This is a genomic window from Pseudomonas danubii, from assembly GCF_042980055.1.
Lineage (GTDB): Bacteria > Pseudomonadota > Gammaproteobacteria > Pseudomonadales > Pseudomonadaceae > Aquipseudomonas > Aquipseudomonas danubii.
The window spans coordinates 4,928,201-4,942,626 of record NZ_CP116502.1; the positions used below are offsets into that span (position 1 = coordinate 4,928,201).

The 14,426-nt window shown below is 65.9% G+C and carries 13 protein-coding genes; 3 read left to right on the plus strand and 10 right to left on the minus strand.

What is annotated here, in order from left to right:
* Positions 1-110 precede the first annotated feature (110 nt).
* The 9 genes from PFZ56_RS22185 to gspG form a co-directional block, all read right to left on the minus strand.
* Positions 111-1,271 carry a substrate-binding domain-containing protein gene (locus PFZ56_RS22185; RefSeq protein WP_110653342.1) on the minus strand — a complete coding sequence of 387 codons (1,161 nt, stop codon included), beginning with the start codon at positions 1,269-1,271 and terminating at the stop codon, positions 111-113.
* 151 nt (positions 1,272-1,422) lie between these two features.
* Positions 1,423-2,580 (minus strand): substrate-binding domain-containing protein, encoded by a 1,158-nt coding sequence (locus tag PFZ56_RS22190; RefSeq protein ID WP_102879118.1) that lies wholly within the window; start codon positions 2,578-2,580, stop codon positions 1,423-1,425.
* Positions 2,581-3,112: 532 nt separating this feature from the next.
* On the minus strand, positions 3,113-4,324 hold the full coding sequence (gene gspF / locus PFZ56_RS22195; RefSeq protein ID WP_394304455.1) for a type II secretion system inner membrane protein GspF: 1,212 nt from the start codon (positions 4,322-4,324) through the stop codon (positions 3,113-3,115).
* Positions 4,324-5,745: a type II secretion system ATPase GspE gene (gspE, locus tag PFZ56_RS22200; RefSeq protein WP_170005118.1), complete on the minus strand. Its 1,422-nt coding sequence runs from the start codon at positions 5,743-5,745 to the stop codon at positions 4,324-4,326. Before gspE ends, gspF begins: the two co-directional genes overlap by 1 nt.
* Positions 5,746-6,690: 945 nt before the next feature.
* The gene (gspD, locus tag PFZ56_RS22205; protein WP_394304456.1) at positions 6,691-9,081 is read right to left on the minus strand and encodes a type II secretion system secretin GspD; all 2,391 of its coding nucleotides are present in this window, start codon (positions 9,079-9,081) and stop codon (positions 6,691-6,693) included.
* Positions 9,078-9,650, minus strand: coding sequence for a type II secretion system protein GspM (gene gspM / locus PFZ56_RS22210; protein WP_170004483.1), 573 nt, complete (start codon positions 9,648-9,650; stop codon positions 9,078-9,080). The genes gspD and gspM overlap by 4 nt, the downstream gene beginning before the upstream one ends.
* On the minus strand, positions 9,643-10,827 hold the full coding sequence (gene gspL / locus PFZ56_RS22215) for a type II secretion system protein GspL (RefSeq protein ID WP_170004485.1): 1,185 nt from the start codon (positions 10,825-10,827) through the stop codon (positions 9,643-9,645). The genes gspM and gspL overlap by 8 nt, the downstream gene beginning before the upstream one ends.
* Positions 10,824-11,807 (minus strand): type II secretion system minor pseudopilin GspK, encoded by a 984-nt coding sequence (gspK, locus tag PFZ56_RS22220; RefSeq protein ID WP_170004487.1) that lies wholly within the window; start codon positions 11,805-11,807, stop codon positions 10,824-10,826. Before gspK ends, gspL begins: the two co-directional genes overlap by 4 nt.
* Before the next feature lie 8 nt (positions 11,808-11,815).
* Entirely contained in the window at positions 11,816-12,262 is a 447-nt protein-coding gene (gene gspG / locus PFZ56_RS22225; protein WP_110653688.1) for a type II secretion system major pseudopilin GspG, read from the minus strand.
* Positions 12,263-12,410: 148 nt separating this feature from the next.
* On the opposite strand from gspG, the gene gspI reads away from it, so the two are divergent.
* Positions 12,411-12,797, plus strand: a complete 387-nt coding sequence (gene gspI, locus PFZ56_RS22230) for a type II secretion system minor pseudopilin GspI (RefSeq protein ID WP_170004489.1) — start codon at positions 12,411-12,413, stop codon at positions 12,795-12,797.
* Between the two features lie 3 nt (positions 12,798-12,800).
* On the opposite strand, the gene PFZ56_RS22235 is transcribed toward gspI, so the two are convergent.
* Positions 12,801-13,229 carry a type II secretion system protein N gene (locus PFZ56_RS22235; RefSeq protein ID WP_240322011.1) on the minus strand — a complete coding sequence of 143 codons (429 nt, stop codon included), beginning with the start codon at positions 13,227-13,229 and terminating at the stop codon, positions 12,801-12,803.
* A gap of 172 nt (positions 13,230-13,401) precedes the next feature.
* On the opposite strand from PFZ56_RS22235, the gene PFZ56_RS22240 reads away from it, so the two are divergent.
* A complete protein-coding gene (locus tag PFZ56_RS22240) occupies positions 13,402-13,821 on the plus strand; it encodes a GspH/FimT family pseudopilin (protein ID WP_394304660.1) in 420 nt (139 codons plus the stop codon).
* Positions 13,818-14,426, plus strand: a complete 609-nt coding sequence (locus tag PFZ56_RS22245) for a type II secretion system protein J (RefSeq protein WP_110597242.1) — start codon at positions 13,818-13,820, stop codon at positions 14,424-14,426. Before PFZ56_RS22240 ends, PFZ56_RS22245 begins: the two co-directional genes overlap by 4 nt.

Consider the following 14,426-nt stretch of genomic DNA (forward strand, 5'->3'; position numbering starts at 1 on the left):
GCCGTTGGCGCGGGGCGCGACCGAACGGATGTCACGGAAAATTCATCTAGCGGGTGTAATGCAGGCGACGTTGGGCTCCGGCAACGGCCCAAGCCGCTGCCGGAGCCAGCTCACAGTGGCCGGCCGATGCCGTTGCAGACGTTGGGATTGCCGATGCTCAAGGCATTGGTGGCGCTCAGGAAGCTGGAACGCACGGCGACTTTCCAGGACGGGTGCAAGGGCAGCATGCCCTGAGCCCTGATTGCCTGATCATTGTTTCGGGCCTCAAGCGCGCCATAGTGGCGAGCCAAGAAGTCACGGACCTGATTGCTTTGAGTGGCATCGGCATAGCACTGGCTGAAGATCAGGTTGGTGTAGCCCAGGATCGGATAGCCGCTCTGCGGATAAGGCAAGACGCCCTGTTCCCAGTTCCTGCCGAACACCGGCACCCACTTGTCCGGGTTACTGCGCTCGGCGATGGGAGGCAGCGCAACGCTGTTGATGGCATTGACAATGTTGGCCGGCGCCGGCGAGACGCCGGTGATCCTGGCCACCTTGTTCCCGTCATCCAGACCGGCCAGGGTCGGTGCCGCAAGGGCCGGGCTCATGAAGGTGATGGCGCCATCCCAGGCATTCACCGCCGTCATGATGGCGTCACCGCTATTGGCCGCCAGCGCGCCGGCCGGCAGCCCGCCCGAATAGCTGGAATCAAAGTAGGTGGTCACGGCAAAGGTCCCGGTTTCATTGCACTTGGCATTCAGGAAACGCGTGAACAGCTCGGTGAAGCCGCTGCTACCTTTGGGATAAACCACGGTGATCGGGCCGCTACGTGCGGAACCCTGGATCAACTCCCAGCGGGACAGACGCCCCGAGAACACCCCACACAAGGTGTCGATGCTCAGGTCCAGTTCATGGCTGCCGGGCTTGTTGAACGGAATTGCAACGCTCGTCGCTGCCGAAGGCACCTGGATCAGCTTGCCGAACTGCGCCTGATGGGCCAAGGCGTAGTTGCTCAGTTCCACCGCGCTCAGCCTCGACTCACTGGCCACCCAATGCACGGTCTTGGGGGCTGCGCCAGGCACCAGCACGCTGTAGTTGTTCTGTAGAAAAGCCACCTTGTCCCGGCCCTGATCCGCGCCAATGTAGGGCGCAAACCCCGCGGTCAACACCCCGGCGGTCTGATACAGCGGCCGGGTAAAGGTCGAGCCTCCACCGTTGATATCCGCCTGGGCCTGCTGGACGCAGAACGCGCCGTATAACAGTGAAGCGATCAACCATTGAGCTTTGGGCATGACAAGACTCCTGTCCTATCCGGTGATGTCACTGGCCGTTCGGAGGGCGTAAGCCCGCTGGATGCGCGCTCTGAACAGATGCTGGATGAAAAAAATCAGCAACGGCCGAAACCGTTGCTGATCGGGTGTTGCCGCTCGGTGGGGTTCGCCGTTACAGCGGACGACCGATGTTGTTGCAGACGTTGGTGTTGCCGATGCTCAGGGTGTTGGAAGCGGTCACGAAGGTGGTGCGGATCGCGGTTTTCCAAGCGGTAGGCAGTGGTACGAAACGGTTGGCGGTGATGGCCGCGTCGTTGTTGGTGGTCGCGCCGTAGTGACGGGCGAAGAAGTCACGCACCTGGCCGCTCTGAGTGGCGTCGGCATAGCACTGGCTGAAGATCAGGTTGGTGAAGCCCAGGATTGGGTAGCCAGTATCGGGATAAGGCACGGTGCCGGTCGCGCCGGCCTTGCCGAAGACAGGTACCCACTTGTCCGGATTGCCGCGATCGGCCGCAGCTGGAACCGGAACGCCACCGATGGCGGCGGAAACGTTGGCAGGTGCAGGCGAAACGCCGGCCACCTTGGCCACCTTGGTGGCGTCGTCCAGACCGGCCAGGCTTGGCGCGGCGTAGTCCGGGCTCATGTAGGTGATGCGGCCGTCGCCGGCGTTCAGGGCATCCATCACGCCTTGGCTGCCCACTGCGGCCACAGCGCCGGCAGGCAGGCCACCGGTGTAGCTGGTAGCGAAGTTGGTGGTCACGCCGAAGGTGCCGGTCTCGGCGCATTTGGCGTTCAGGAAGCGGGTGAACAGCTCGGTGGTGCCGCTGCTTTCGTTGCGGTAAACCACGGTGATGGCGCCAGTACGGCCTGAACCGGCGATCTGGCTCCAGTCGGAAACACGGCCGGAGAACACGCCGCACAGGTCATTGACGCTCAGGTTGACCGCAGCAGTGCCGGCCTTGTTGAACGGAATGGCAACCGAAGTGGCCACCGAAGGCACCTGGATCAGCTTGCCCCAGGCGGCTTCGTGACCGGTGGCGTAGGCGCTCAGTTCAGCGGCAGAGAGCTTGGAATCGCTACCGGCCCAGTGCACGTTCTTGCCGGTAGTGCCGGCCACGAACTTGGTGTAGTCGTTGTTCAGGAAGGCAGCCTTGCCGTTGCCGCTGCCTACGCCGATGTAGGGAGCGAAGCCGGCGGTCAGTACGCCAGCGGTCTGGTACAGCGGTTGTGGCAGGGTGGCGCCACCGCCGTTGATATCAGCCAGGGCAGCCTGTGCCGAGCACAGGGCAGCCAGGGTCAGGGATGCCGCGAGAACGTTGCGCTTAAACATGAAGAATCTCCTTTCGTCGTGTTCGTACGTTGGGTGAATAGCTCTTGCATGACGCCATGGCACTCGGGCCAGAAGCCTTGATCCAGAGGGCTTGAGGGGTGAGGCCATGGAGAGAGAAGTTCGCAGCTTCCGGTGACAGATAAAGGAAAAAACCTCGGGAGAAACCGACTGTTTTGGCAAAAGATTCTCGGGTGTTTGGCGCCGTTTTCCGGGCCTTTCCCGGGTAGGTGAGCGCCAGGTTGCCCGAGCTGGCGCCGGCATCGCTCTGCAAGCGCCGAAGCGAGTGCAGACAGCGCCGGAACATGACAGAACAAGGAACCCGAGCTTGGCCGATTGCCGGGTCGGGAGTGAGGCAGGCCGCGTGAAATTTTCCAGCTGCCCTGCCCTTCGGACCACACCTTCGCTCTCGTAGGAGCCGGCTTGCCGGCGAAGGGGCCCGCGAGACCTGCATCGCCGGGGCCGACGCCTTCGCTGGCAAGCCAGCTCCTACGGACCGGGCCGGACGGGGTCAGGTCGGGTCGGGTTGTGCGGTTCAGGTCACCAGTTGGTTGATCTCGATGATCGGCAGCATCACCGCCATCACGATCACCAGCACCACACCGCCCATGACCACGATCATCAGCGGTTCGAGCAACGCGGTCATGCCCATGGCCCGGCGTTCGATATCCCGCGACAGGGTCAGGGCCGCCCGCTCCAGCATCGGCGGCAAGGCCCCGGTCTTTTCACCACTGGCGATCAGGTGGATCAGCACCGGCGGGAAGACTTTCTCCACCCGCAGCGCAGCCGCGAGGTTGGCCCCCTCGCGCACCTTGGCCGTAGCCTCGCTGACGCTCTGGCTCAGGCGGTCGTTGGACAGGGTCTGGCGCGCCGCGTCCAGGGCCCGTAGCAGCGGCACCCCGGCGCCACTGAGAATCGCCAGGGTCGAGGCGAAACGCGCGGTGTTCAACCCCAGGACAAAACGCCCGAACAGCGGCAGGCGCAGAATCCGGCTGTGCCAGCTCAAGCGTGCCCGGGGGTTGCGCAGGTACAGCCGCCACCCCCAGAACCCCGCCACCAGGGCGCCGAAACACTGGATGCCCCAGGCACGAATGAAGTCGCTGGCATTGAGCATGGCCAGGGTCAGCCCCGGCAGGTCCTGGCGGGCCTGGGAAAAGGCGCTGACCACCTGGGGCACCACATAACTGAGCAGAAAGATCACGATGCCGATGGACACCAGGCCCACCACCCCGGGGTAGATAAAGGCGGTGAGGATCTTGCCCCGCAGGCCGTTGCGCTCCTCGATATAGTCCGCCAGCCGCTCCATGACCTGGGCCAGGTCACCGGATTCTTCACCTGCGGCAATCAGTGCCCGGTAGATTTCCGGAAAGTCCCGGGGCCGCGCGGCCAGGGCCTCGGCCAGGCGCATGCCGCTGCGCACATCCGCGCGCACCGCGCTCAGGGTCTGGGCAATGTGCTTGCGCTCGGCCTGCTCCACCGTGGCACTGAGCGCCGCCTCCAGCGGCAGGCTGGCCCCCAGCAGGCTGGCCAGCTGGCGCGTGGCCCAGGCCAGGTCGTTGTCGCTGAGCCTGGGGCTGAAGAGCCCCCCAACTGCGCCGCTGCCTGGGTTGCTGTCCAGTTGCACCTGCAGCGCGGTCAAGCCACGGCTGCGCAGGCTGGCGAAAGCCGCGCCCTGGCTGTCGGCTTCCAGGTGGCCGGACTCGATCTTGCCGAGGGCGTCGGCGGCTTCGTAGCGATAGCGATTCATCAGGCGTCCCGTGTCACACGTAGGATTTCTTCCGGTGCGGTGGCGCCGCTGCGTACCCAGCGCTCGCCATCCTCACGCATGCTCAGCATCCCCGCCCGCCGCGCTGCGGCCCGCAAGGCCTGCTCGTCAGCGCCCTGGTGGATCAGGCTGCGGATGTCATCGTCGATGCAGAACAGCTCATGAATCCCGGTGCGGCCGCTGTAGCCGATGTGGTTACAGGCCGGGCAACCCACCGGGTGCCAGGTGCCGGGATTGGCTGGATCGGCTTGCTTGCACTGGTTGCACAAGCGCCGCACCAGCCGCTGGGCCAGCACCCCGAGCATCGACGAGGCCAGGAGGAAAGGCTCCACCCCCATGTCGATCAGGCGGTTGACCGCCGACACTGCGTCGTTGGTGTGCAGGGTGGCCAGCACCAAGTGCCCGGTAAGCGAGGCCTGGACCGCGATCTGCGCGGTTTCCAGGTCGCGGATCTCGCCGATCATGATCACGTCCGGGTCCTGGCGCAGGATCGCCCGCAGCGCCAGGGCGAAGGTCATGTCGATCTTGGCGTTGACCTGGATCTGGCTGATGCCCGGCAGGTCGTATTCCACCGGGTCTTCGACAGTGAGGATATTGCTGGTGCTGGCATCCAGCCGGGCCAGGGCGGCGTAGAGGCTGGTGGTCTTGCCGCTGCCGGTGGGCCCGGTGACCAGGACGATGCCGTGGGGCTGGCGGATCAGGCCATCCAGACGCGCCAGCAGGTCCGGGTCCATGCCCAGGGTTTCCAGTTGCAGGCGCCCGGCCTGCTTGTCCAGCAGCCGCATCACCACCCGCTCGCCATGGCCGGTGGGCACCGTGGACACCCGAATGTCGATGGGCCGGCCGGCCACCCGCAAGGCGATGCGGCCGTCCTGGGGCAAGCGTTTTTCGGCGATATCCAACTGGGCCATGATCTTGATCCGCGACACCAGCGCCCCGTGCAGCGCCTTGCGAGGCGAGACCACATCGCGCAGGGTGCCGTCGACCCGGTAGCGCACCACCGAGTGGGTTTCAAAGGGCTCGATATGAATATCACTGGCCTCATCCCGCGCGGCCTGGGTGAGCAAGGCGTTGATCATGCGGATCACCGGGGCGCCGTCCTGGGTGTCCAGCAGGTCGGTGATTTCCGGCATGTCCTGCATCAGGCGGTCCAGGTCCACCTCATTCTCCGCGGCCCCGACCACCGCTGCGGCGCTGCCGGTGTCGGCGTAGGCCGTGGCCAACAGACCGTCGAGCTCGTCGTCGCGGATACGTTCCAGGCGTGCGGGGCCGAACTGGCGGCGGGCTTCGCTGATGGACCAGCCGGGGGTCGAGGGGCAGACCAGCAGGGTGGCGCCCTCCTCGCTGTGACGCAGGAGAATGCGTTGGGATTTGGCCCAGGCGTAGGGGAGCTGGGTGGTCATGCTTGTGTCTCCTGGTGGGGTGCATATCCGGGACTGCGGGTGTGGCTGATTACGGTTTTTGTTCTTACCGTGGGTTTGGGTACATATCCGTTCTTGCGGGTGCGGCCGCTGGCGGTTCCGCTCTTACAGCGGCTCACTTTTGAAAAGCGCAAAAGTAAGCAAAACGCTCTGCCCCTCCACTCGGTGCCTCGCCTAGGCTCGGCATGCCCTCACTCCGGCATTGATCCGTGGGCCGCCGCCACCGGCCATCCATGGCCGGGTGGCGGCTAACCCGGCATCCCTGCCGGGTTACCCACGGCTCAATGCCTGCGTTCGGCCATCGTGGTTAACGGGGCGCTCAGATCAAAATCAAAAGCAAGATCAAAATCTGACGGCGGCCTGCCGGCCGGCCTGTTTCATTGCCGTTCGCGTTACCTGTAGCCGCTGCCGAAGGCTGCGACCGGCTCCGCAGGAGACGCTAAACCTGCCTCCCCAATTTTCCTGACATATCGCGTCGCCCTCTTTCGCAGCCTTCGGCAGCGGCTACAAAGAGCCGGCCTGCGCACCTTGGTTTTGGCTTTGGCTTTGGCTTTTGATCTTGATCTTGATCTTGATCTTCCGGCCCCTTCCCAGCCGGCCGAGCGTAGGCGTTGCGTAGGGGGCAGCTCGGCATGGATGCCGAGCTAGCCGCCACCCGGCCATGGATGGCCGGTTGGCGGCGGGCCCCCGGAGCAATGCCGAAGCGAGGGAACCCCGAGCCCCAGCGAGGGGCCCATGGAGGGGCAAGCGTTTTTTGGTTCCTTTTTTTGGCGTTTGAAAAAAAGGGACTCGCCGTAAGGGCGAAACCATAAGTAGCCACACCCGCAGCAACGGATATGTACCCCCTCCATTGGCCGTCAAAGCCCCTGCAAAAGTGGCCATGACCACAACAACGGACATAGGCTCCATGCCTCTGAATGAACACCTTCATTGCACCGGCACCGCCCTGATCGTCGCCCGCGGCCCCTGCCCAACCCCAGGCGTCTGCAACGACACCGGCACCGCCCCCGGAATCGCCTTCGCCGCCGAAGGCAACTGCGGCGCCTGCATATCCGGCATCGCCCAACTGCGCTCCGGCTGCAACTCCCCCTGCGCCCGGCGCATGAAGTCGTAACGATTGAGGGTAATGCTGCGCCCCGCGCCACTGTCGCGAATGATGTAAGGCCGCAAGAACACCATCAGGTTGGTCTTGGTAATGCTGCGCTTCTCATTGCGAAACAATGCCCCAAGTCCAGGAATACTCGACAGCCACGGCACCGCGTCATTGCTCTGGCTGTAACCGTCCTGCAGCAACCCCCCCAGCACCATGATCTGCCCGTCATCCAAGAGGATGCTGGTATCGATCGCACGTTTGTTGGTCACGGTCCCGGCATCCACCGAGGCGCGAGGGTCAACGCTGCTGACTTCCTGGTAGATGTCCAGCTTGACCGTGCCACCCTCGGAAATCTGCGGCCGCACATTAAGCTTCAGGCCCACTTCTTCACGCTGCACGGTCTGGAACGGGTTGTTGCTGGTGCCGCCGCCTCCGGTGACATAGCTGCCGGTGACAAAGGGAATGGTCTGGCCAACGAAGATGCTCGCCGCCTCGTTGTCCAAGGTCAAAAGATTCGGCGTCGACAACACGTTGGTTCCGCCCTTGCTCTTCAACGCTCGGGCCAGGACCTTGAGGTCCAGCACCTTGCCGATCCCCGGGATGTCCACGGTGCCGTTGACCACGCCGATGTTCAGGCCCTTGGGCAAGACGTCGATGCTGGTCTTGCTGGCCGGGGTGCCCACCAGCCCGCTGCCGCCCAGGTTGACCCCGCCAAAGCCACCACGCCCACCCAGGTTGCCGGCCTGCCACTGCACGCCGAATTCGCTGGCATCGTCCTCGCCCACTTCGACGATCAGGCTCTCGATCACCACTTGGGCGCGACGCTGGTCGAGCTGGTCGATGACTTCCCGCAGGTTGCGGTACAGCGGGTCCGGGGCGGAAATCAGCAAGGTGTTGGTGGTGGCGTCGGCCTGGATGGTGACCCCGCCGGCACTGAAGGCGGTGTTCTGATCCGCTGACTGGCCAGTGCCGCTCAAGCCGCTGCCGGAGTTGCTGCCCTGGCCATAGGCACTGCTGCCACTGTTGCTGACGTTGCCGCTGCCGGTGGGCGTGCCGCTGCTGTTCTGGGTCGGGCTCTGGCCGCTCTGGCTGTTGCCGCCCATGCCGCTGAGCATGGCCCGGGCGCCGTCGTTGCCGCCGCTGTCGCTTTCGCCAGTGAGCAGCCCGCGCAGGGCCTGGGCCAGTTTGCCGGCCTGGGCGTTGCGCAGGTAGACCACGTGCAGGTTGCTCGGGTTGCTCTGGGCGTTGTCCAGTTTGTAGATCAGGTTGCGCGCCAGCTCGGTGCGCTCCGGGCTGCCGGCACGGATGATGATGGAGTTGGAGCGCGGGTCGCCAATCACGCTGATTTTCTGGGTCTGGTCGGCGCCCTGGGTTTCCAGCAGTTCGGCCACCATGGTCGCGATGTCCACGGCGATGCCGTTCTGCACCGCCACCACATCGGTGTCGATGGCGCTGGGGGTGTCGATGCCGTCGATAATCTGCGCGACACGCTGCAGGTTCTCGGCATAGTCGGTGACCACGATGCTGTTGTTGCCCGGGTAGGCGTTGATTGGGTTGTTCGGCGAAACGATAGGCCGCAGCACCGGGATCAGGTTCACCGCATTTTCGTATTGCAGGCGAAAGGTGCGGGTCAGCATGCCGTTGCCCGCTGGCTTGTCGGCGCTGTAGATCGGTCCGCCCAGCAGCTTGGCATCGGCCTCGGGCACCACCTGGGCCACCCCGCCCACGTCCACCACGGAAAAGCCCTGCATGCGCAGCGCCGCCAGCAGCATGTCGTAGGCCTGGTGGGCCGGCACCTGGCCTTCGCTGACCAGGGTCAGGCTGCCCTTGACCCGTGGGTCCACCAGGAACTGCTGGCCGGTGGAGCGGGACAAGGCCCGCACCACCGCCTGGATATCGGCATCGACGAAGTTCAGTTGCACCGGCTGATCCCCCAGGGGGTTGCGCGGCACACTGGTGCTGCGCGGGCTGCTGTGGCCGCGACTGCTGTTGGTTAGCGGGTGCAGCACTTTCGGCCGCTGAGCCTGTTGCGCCTGCAAGCGCTGGCGATCCAGCAGGGCATCGCCGCTGCGCTGGGTATTGGCCAGGGGCTGGCCCAGTTCGCTGTCCACCAGCAAGGGCGGCGGCGTGGTGGACGGGGTGTTGCTGCAGGCCCCCAACGCCAGCAGCAGAAAAGGTGCGGCCTTGCGACACTGGCGCACGTAATTGCAACCTGACCACTTCATGAAGCTTCCTTAGCGCCCTGCGCCTGATCCATGCGAACGGTCCCGGACAGTGTGCCTGCCGAGTCTTGGGCGGCGGCCGCGGCTGCGCGTTGCAGACGGGCCTCCACCACCTGCAGTGAAAGCTGCCGGGGAGCCCCCAGCAGCCAGCCGACCACGGCATCCGCCGGGGCCTGCTCAAAGGTCAACCGCCAGCTCTCGGGGCCGGCTTCATCAGGCTGTTGCAACTGGTAGTGGTCCTTGAGCCCGGCGCCGTCCAGGGTCTGGCGCAAGGATTGCTCAAGGCTCGCGCCCCGGCTGTCAGGGCCCGCCGCCTCGTGCAACAGCACTTCCAGGGCCTCGGCCTGGGCGCGCAGCTTCGGCGTCTCGGCTTGCCAGTAGTCGATCGTCTTCAGCGGCGGCTGGATCAGCAGCCACCACAGCAACAGCCCCAGCACGCCCAGGGCGGTGGCGCTCAACAGGCGTTTTTCCCTTGGTGCCAGCGTGTTCCAATGGCCCTGGACCTGGATATGGACCTGGGTCCGCAGGTGTGACCAGCGCGCCTGATACTGCGCCAGCCTGGCCTTATTCATCTTCAACTCCCGAGGTGTTGTCGGCGACGTTGGCCGGCTCGTCTGCGGCCGGGCTCAGGCTCCAGCCATTGCCCTGCGCCTGGACGCTGTAGCCGGCCTGGGTCAAGGCGCCCTGCCAAGCGCTGTCGGCGTTCTTCGGCGTGTCCGGCAGCAGCTCCAGCTGCAAGCGGTCCTCGGCGAAACTCAGGCTCTGCACGCTGCCCACCATAAAGGGCATGGCACTGCCGGCCTGCTGCAACAGACGGCTGAACACCTGGGTCGGGTCCGCTGCCCCGCTCTGCTGCGCCGCCAGTTGCTGGCGGGCCTGTTGCAGGGGATTGAGCACCACCGGCAATTGAGGGAACACCTGCTTGACCCGCTGACTCATCTGCGCCTTGAGCCGCTGGCCCTGCTCGGCCTCACGGGCGGCATACAGGTTCAGCCCCACGACCCAGACCAGCACGGCCAGGGCGCAGCACCCCAGGGCCCGGCCCCAGCCTTGGACCTTCACGCCCCCCGCCACCGCGCCGGCGTGCAAGCCCCATCCCGGCAGCGGGCCACTCCAGCGTTGCTCGCCCGGCAGCAGCTGGCAGACCGGCGGTGCGGCATCGCCGATCCAGCCCACCTCGCAGCCCGAGGCCCGCAACTGCTCCAGGGTTTCTTCCACCAGCGGCTGCACGCTGCCCTGTCCGCTGCTCTGGCGCAGCAGCAGCTGGCCATCGAGCAGGCACAGGTTGGCTTGCCCCGGCGGCGGCACCGGCAAGGCATAAGGCGCCGGGTACAGCCCCTGAAGCTTCAGGCCGGCCTGTGCCAACAGACGCCCCAGGGCTTGCAGTGCGGTCTTGGGCAACCAGCTCAGGGCCACCTGCCCCTGGGCATCCCGGGCGCCATGGGCCACGTGCATCTGCTCACTGGGGCCGAGGATCAGCGCCTGGGCGGCGCAGTCCACCGCGGCCTTGATCCGCGCCGCCGGCAACTGAGGCAACTCGATATGGGTCAGCAGGCTGTCCAACGGATGCAGGAAGCACTCCACCGGCACCGGTTTGCCACCCTGGGTCAGTTGCCCCAGGGGACGGAGGCCGATCTCCCCGACCCGCCCACTGCGATCGAGCCGGGCGAAGTCCACCGGGCTGGCCAATGGCGCTTCAGCCGCAATCAACTCGGCCAGGGGCGGCAAGGCGATGCGCAAGCGACTCATGCCCCCACCCGCGACCAGATCACCTGGGGCATGCGGTCCTCGGGACGGTGCAACAGGGCCTCCAGGCTGACCCGGCGCTGATCGCGGCGAGCCCGGCCCTGGAGCAGGAACCATTCGCTGGTGATGCCGACCTTGATCTGCTCTACCGCAAGATGGGGCATGCGTAGACGGTTGAGGAAATCGCCACGGTTGATGAACCAGTGCCCGGCATCACGTTCCGCCACCAGGGCCTTGGCCCGGGACAGCGGCAGCCCCGGCACCGCTGCCGTCAGTACCTCGGCGCTGGCGGTATTGCCGTTGATCCAGGTGTTGCCCGGCAGGATGCTGACGTAGGGTTCAAGACGAGCCAACCGGGCCTCGTCCAGGCCCTGGATGCCCCGCAGGTCGTCCAGGCTGCGCAGCATCGGCTGCCGGGGCGGCAAGGTCTGGGTCGCCGCGCCCGGGGACGTCAGGCGACCGCTGTTGAAGCTGCCCGGTTGGCTGGCGGCGTGCGCTGTGCTGCCCAAGCGCTGGGGATAGGAAGCGATCACCCGCTGGCTGATGCGTCGGCTCAGGGCGCTGTCGATGCCGATCAGCTGACACAGCTGTTCGAAGGCCTGCAACTGCACCGGGTCCACTTGCTGGTTGAACACCAGATTGCGCAGGTTGAACTTGCCTTGCAGGTCCTGCAGGCGGCCCTGGAACCCCGCGTTGAAGCCGCCCAAGGCCTGATCGCCGATGGGCCGTGCCCAGGCCTGGTCGAGTCGGGTCAGGACGTCGCGCTGACGGGCGTCCCAGAGCAATTGCCGGCTGTATTCCAGGCCGCCCTGCAACACCCCGATCCCCACCACCCGCGCCTGCTCGGCTTCCACGCTGCGGGTCAAGGTGCTTTGCCGGGAGAGCATGGCGGCGGCCAGCACCGCCACCACCGCGGCGATCAGCAAGGCGCTGATAATGGCCATGCCACGCTGCTTCGCCGCATGGGGCGAATGGCTGTTCATGGCCGGCCTTACAGCTGCCAGGAGCCGATATCGGCATTCACGCCGTCGCCATCGGGCTGGCCGTCGGCACCGAGGGAGAACACATCCACCTCACCATTGGCCCCCGGGTTGAGGTAGTGATACGGACGGCCCCAGGGATCGTTGGGCAGCCGCTCCAGGTAGGAGCGCCAGTTGCTGTCCTTGGCATTGGCCGGACGCTCCACCAGCACCTTGAGGCCCTGGTTCATGTTCGGGTAGCTGCCGTGGTCGAGGCGATACAGCTTCAAGGCTTGCATCAGGCCGGCGATGTCCTGCTTGGCCGCCGTGGCCCGGGCTTGATCGGGACGGTCCAGGACCTTGGGCACCACCATCGCGGCCAGAATCCCGAGGATGACCACCACCACCATGATCTCGATCAGGGTGAAGCCACGCTGGCTTCGGGGTGCAGCAATTGAGGTGACAGGCGCGATATCCATCTCGACATTCCTTGGCTTGAGTTCGATTCGTCGCGCAGTGTTGCAAGAAGATATGTCAGTGGTATTGAAAAACCTCGGGAGTTTCAGTCGCCATTCGGTCAAGCCCGCAGGCTAGTCTGCGAGGCTGTTTCCCAGTCGCGAGGGGCCCATGCGAGCCGTGTCCAAACAAGCTGGATTTACCCTGATCGAGGTGCTGGTGGCCCTGGCCATCATTGCCGTGGCGATGGCCGCGGCAGTGCGCGTGGCCGGGCTGATGACCCAGAGCAACGGCCTGCTGCGGGACAAGTCCCTGGCCTTGCTGGCGGCGCAGAGCCGGCTCGCCGAGTTGCGCCTGGAAGGTCGTTTGCCCAGCGGATTGAAGAGCGTCGATTGCGACCAGGGACGCCTGCAGCTGCGCTGCGAACAGGCGATTGGCGCCGCGACCGCGCCCGGGCTGTTGCGAGTCAGCGTCCAGGTGCGCGAGCGCAGCCGCGAGGCGCCGCCCCTGGCCCGCCTGGAAACCCTGATCAGCCGGCCCCAGGCGCCGCGCCAGTGAGGGTCAGCGTGTCAGCCGTGGCAGCAGCGGCGAGTCCGGCAGCTTGCTGACCTTGATCCGCGACTGTTCGCCGCCGCGCTCGATCAGCACGCCGTCGGCCTCGACGGCGGCCAGGCGCACCCCCTGGGTCAGTTGCTCGCCGGCCAGGAAGCTGCGCGGTGGACCGTCGTTCAGGCTCAGGATCGCCACCGCGCCACGGGCGCCGGCCATGACCCCGGACACCTTGATATCCACCTGCACCGGCTGGTTGGCAAACCACTGCAAGGCCGGGTTGTCGGAGCGCGCGGCGAGCACCTGGGGCGCCACTGCCGGGGGTTGGGATTGCGCCGGGGTCAGCAGCAGCGACGACCAGGTGGCAACACCGGCCAGGGCCGCCAGCAACGCCGCGTATTGCAGCAACCGGGGGGCGTCAAGGCGCGACGGAAATGACATGGCACGTAGCATCGGCGGGACCTCCTGTTTGTCCGTTGCCACAGCCTACAGCTCAATTCTCACGGTTTTATTTCACTGCGCGATCATCTGCGTCGGGCGCGCCAGTCCCGTCGCCAAGGAGCACAAGGTGCGACACACAGGCAAGCAACAGGGCTTTACCCTGATCGAACTGATGGTGGTGCTGGTGATCATCGGCATCGCCAGCGCCGCCGTGGGCTTGAGCATCCGCCCCGATCCGCTGCAGACCCTGCGCAAGGACGCCGAGGGCCTGGCCCAGTTGCTGCAAGTGGCCCAGGCCGAAGCCCGGGCCGACGGCCGGCCGATCACCTGGCGGGCCACGGCCAAGGGCTATAGCTTCAGCCGCCGCGAAGACGAGGGCAGCGGCATCGACGACTTTCGCCACGACCGGCAACTGCGGCCACGGCAGTGGCTAAGCCCGACGCTGCAGGTGCATATCGAGCCCAGGCAGCGCCTGGTACTGAACGCCGAATGGATCAACCCGCCGCTGCAGGTGGTGCTGTCCGACGGCCAGAACAGCTTGCGGGTAGAACGCAGCGCCAGCGGCCAGTTGCGAGTGGTGAGCCAGCCATGACGACACAACGCGGCTTTACCCTGATCGAGGTGATGGTGGCGATCATGCTCATGGCGCTGGTCAGCCTGATTGCCTGGCGCGGCCTGGACAGCGTCACCCGGGCCGACAGCCATCTGCGGGCCAGTACCGAACAGACCGAGGAACTGCTGCGCAGCCTCAATCAGCTGGAGCGCGATGTGGCCTTGCGGGCCGCTTCCCAGTTGCGCGAACCGAGCCTGGGAGAGAGCGACGAGGCCGAACCCGACAGCCCCGCCCCGCTGAGTGTGCGCAGTTCCGACAGCAAGGGCTTTCGCCTGGAAGTGATCCGCAGCGCCCCCGCCCCGGGGGTTGGCTTGCAACGCGTGCGCTGGTGGCTCAAGGGCGACACCCTGTACCGCGCCGAGGCCGAGGTTCGGGACCGCTACCCCTTGCCGGCGCCCAAGAACGGAGTGGCCGTGCTCGGCCGGGTCAGCGATTTGCAGGTACGGGTCTGGAACCCTGACAAAGGCTGGCGTCAACTCAGTGGCAATCGCCAGGACAATCCCCCGGGCCTGGAGATCCGCCTGGTGCGGCAAACACCCCAGGGCGAAGAGCGCTACCGGCAAGTGCTAGGGCCCTTGCTCTAA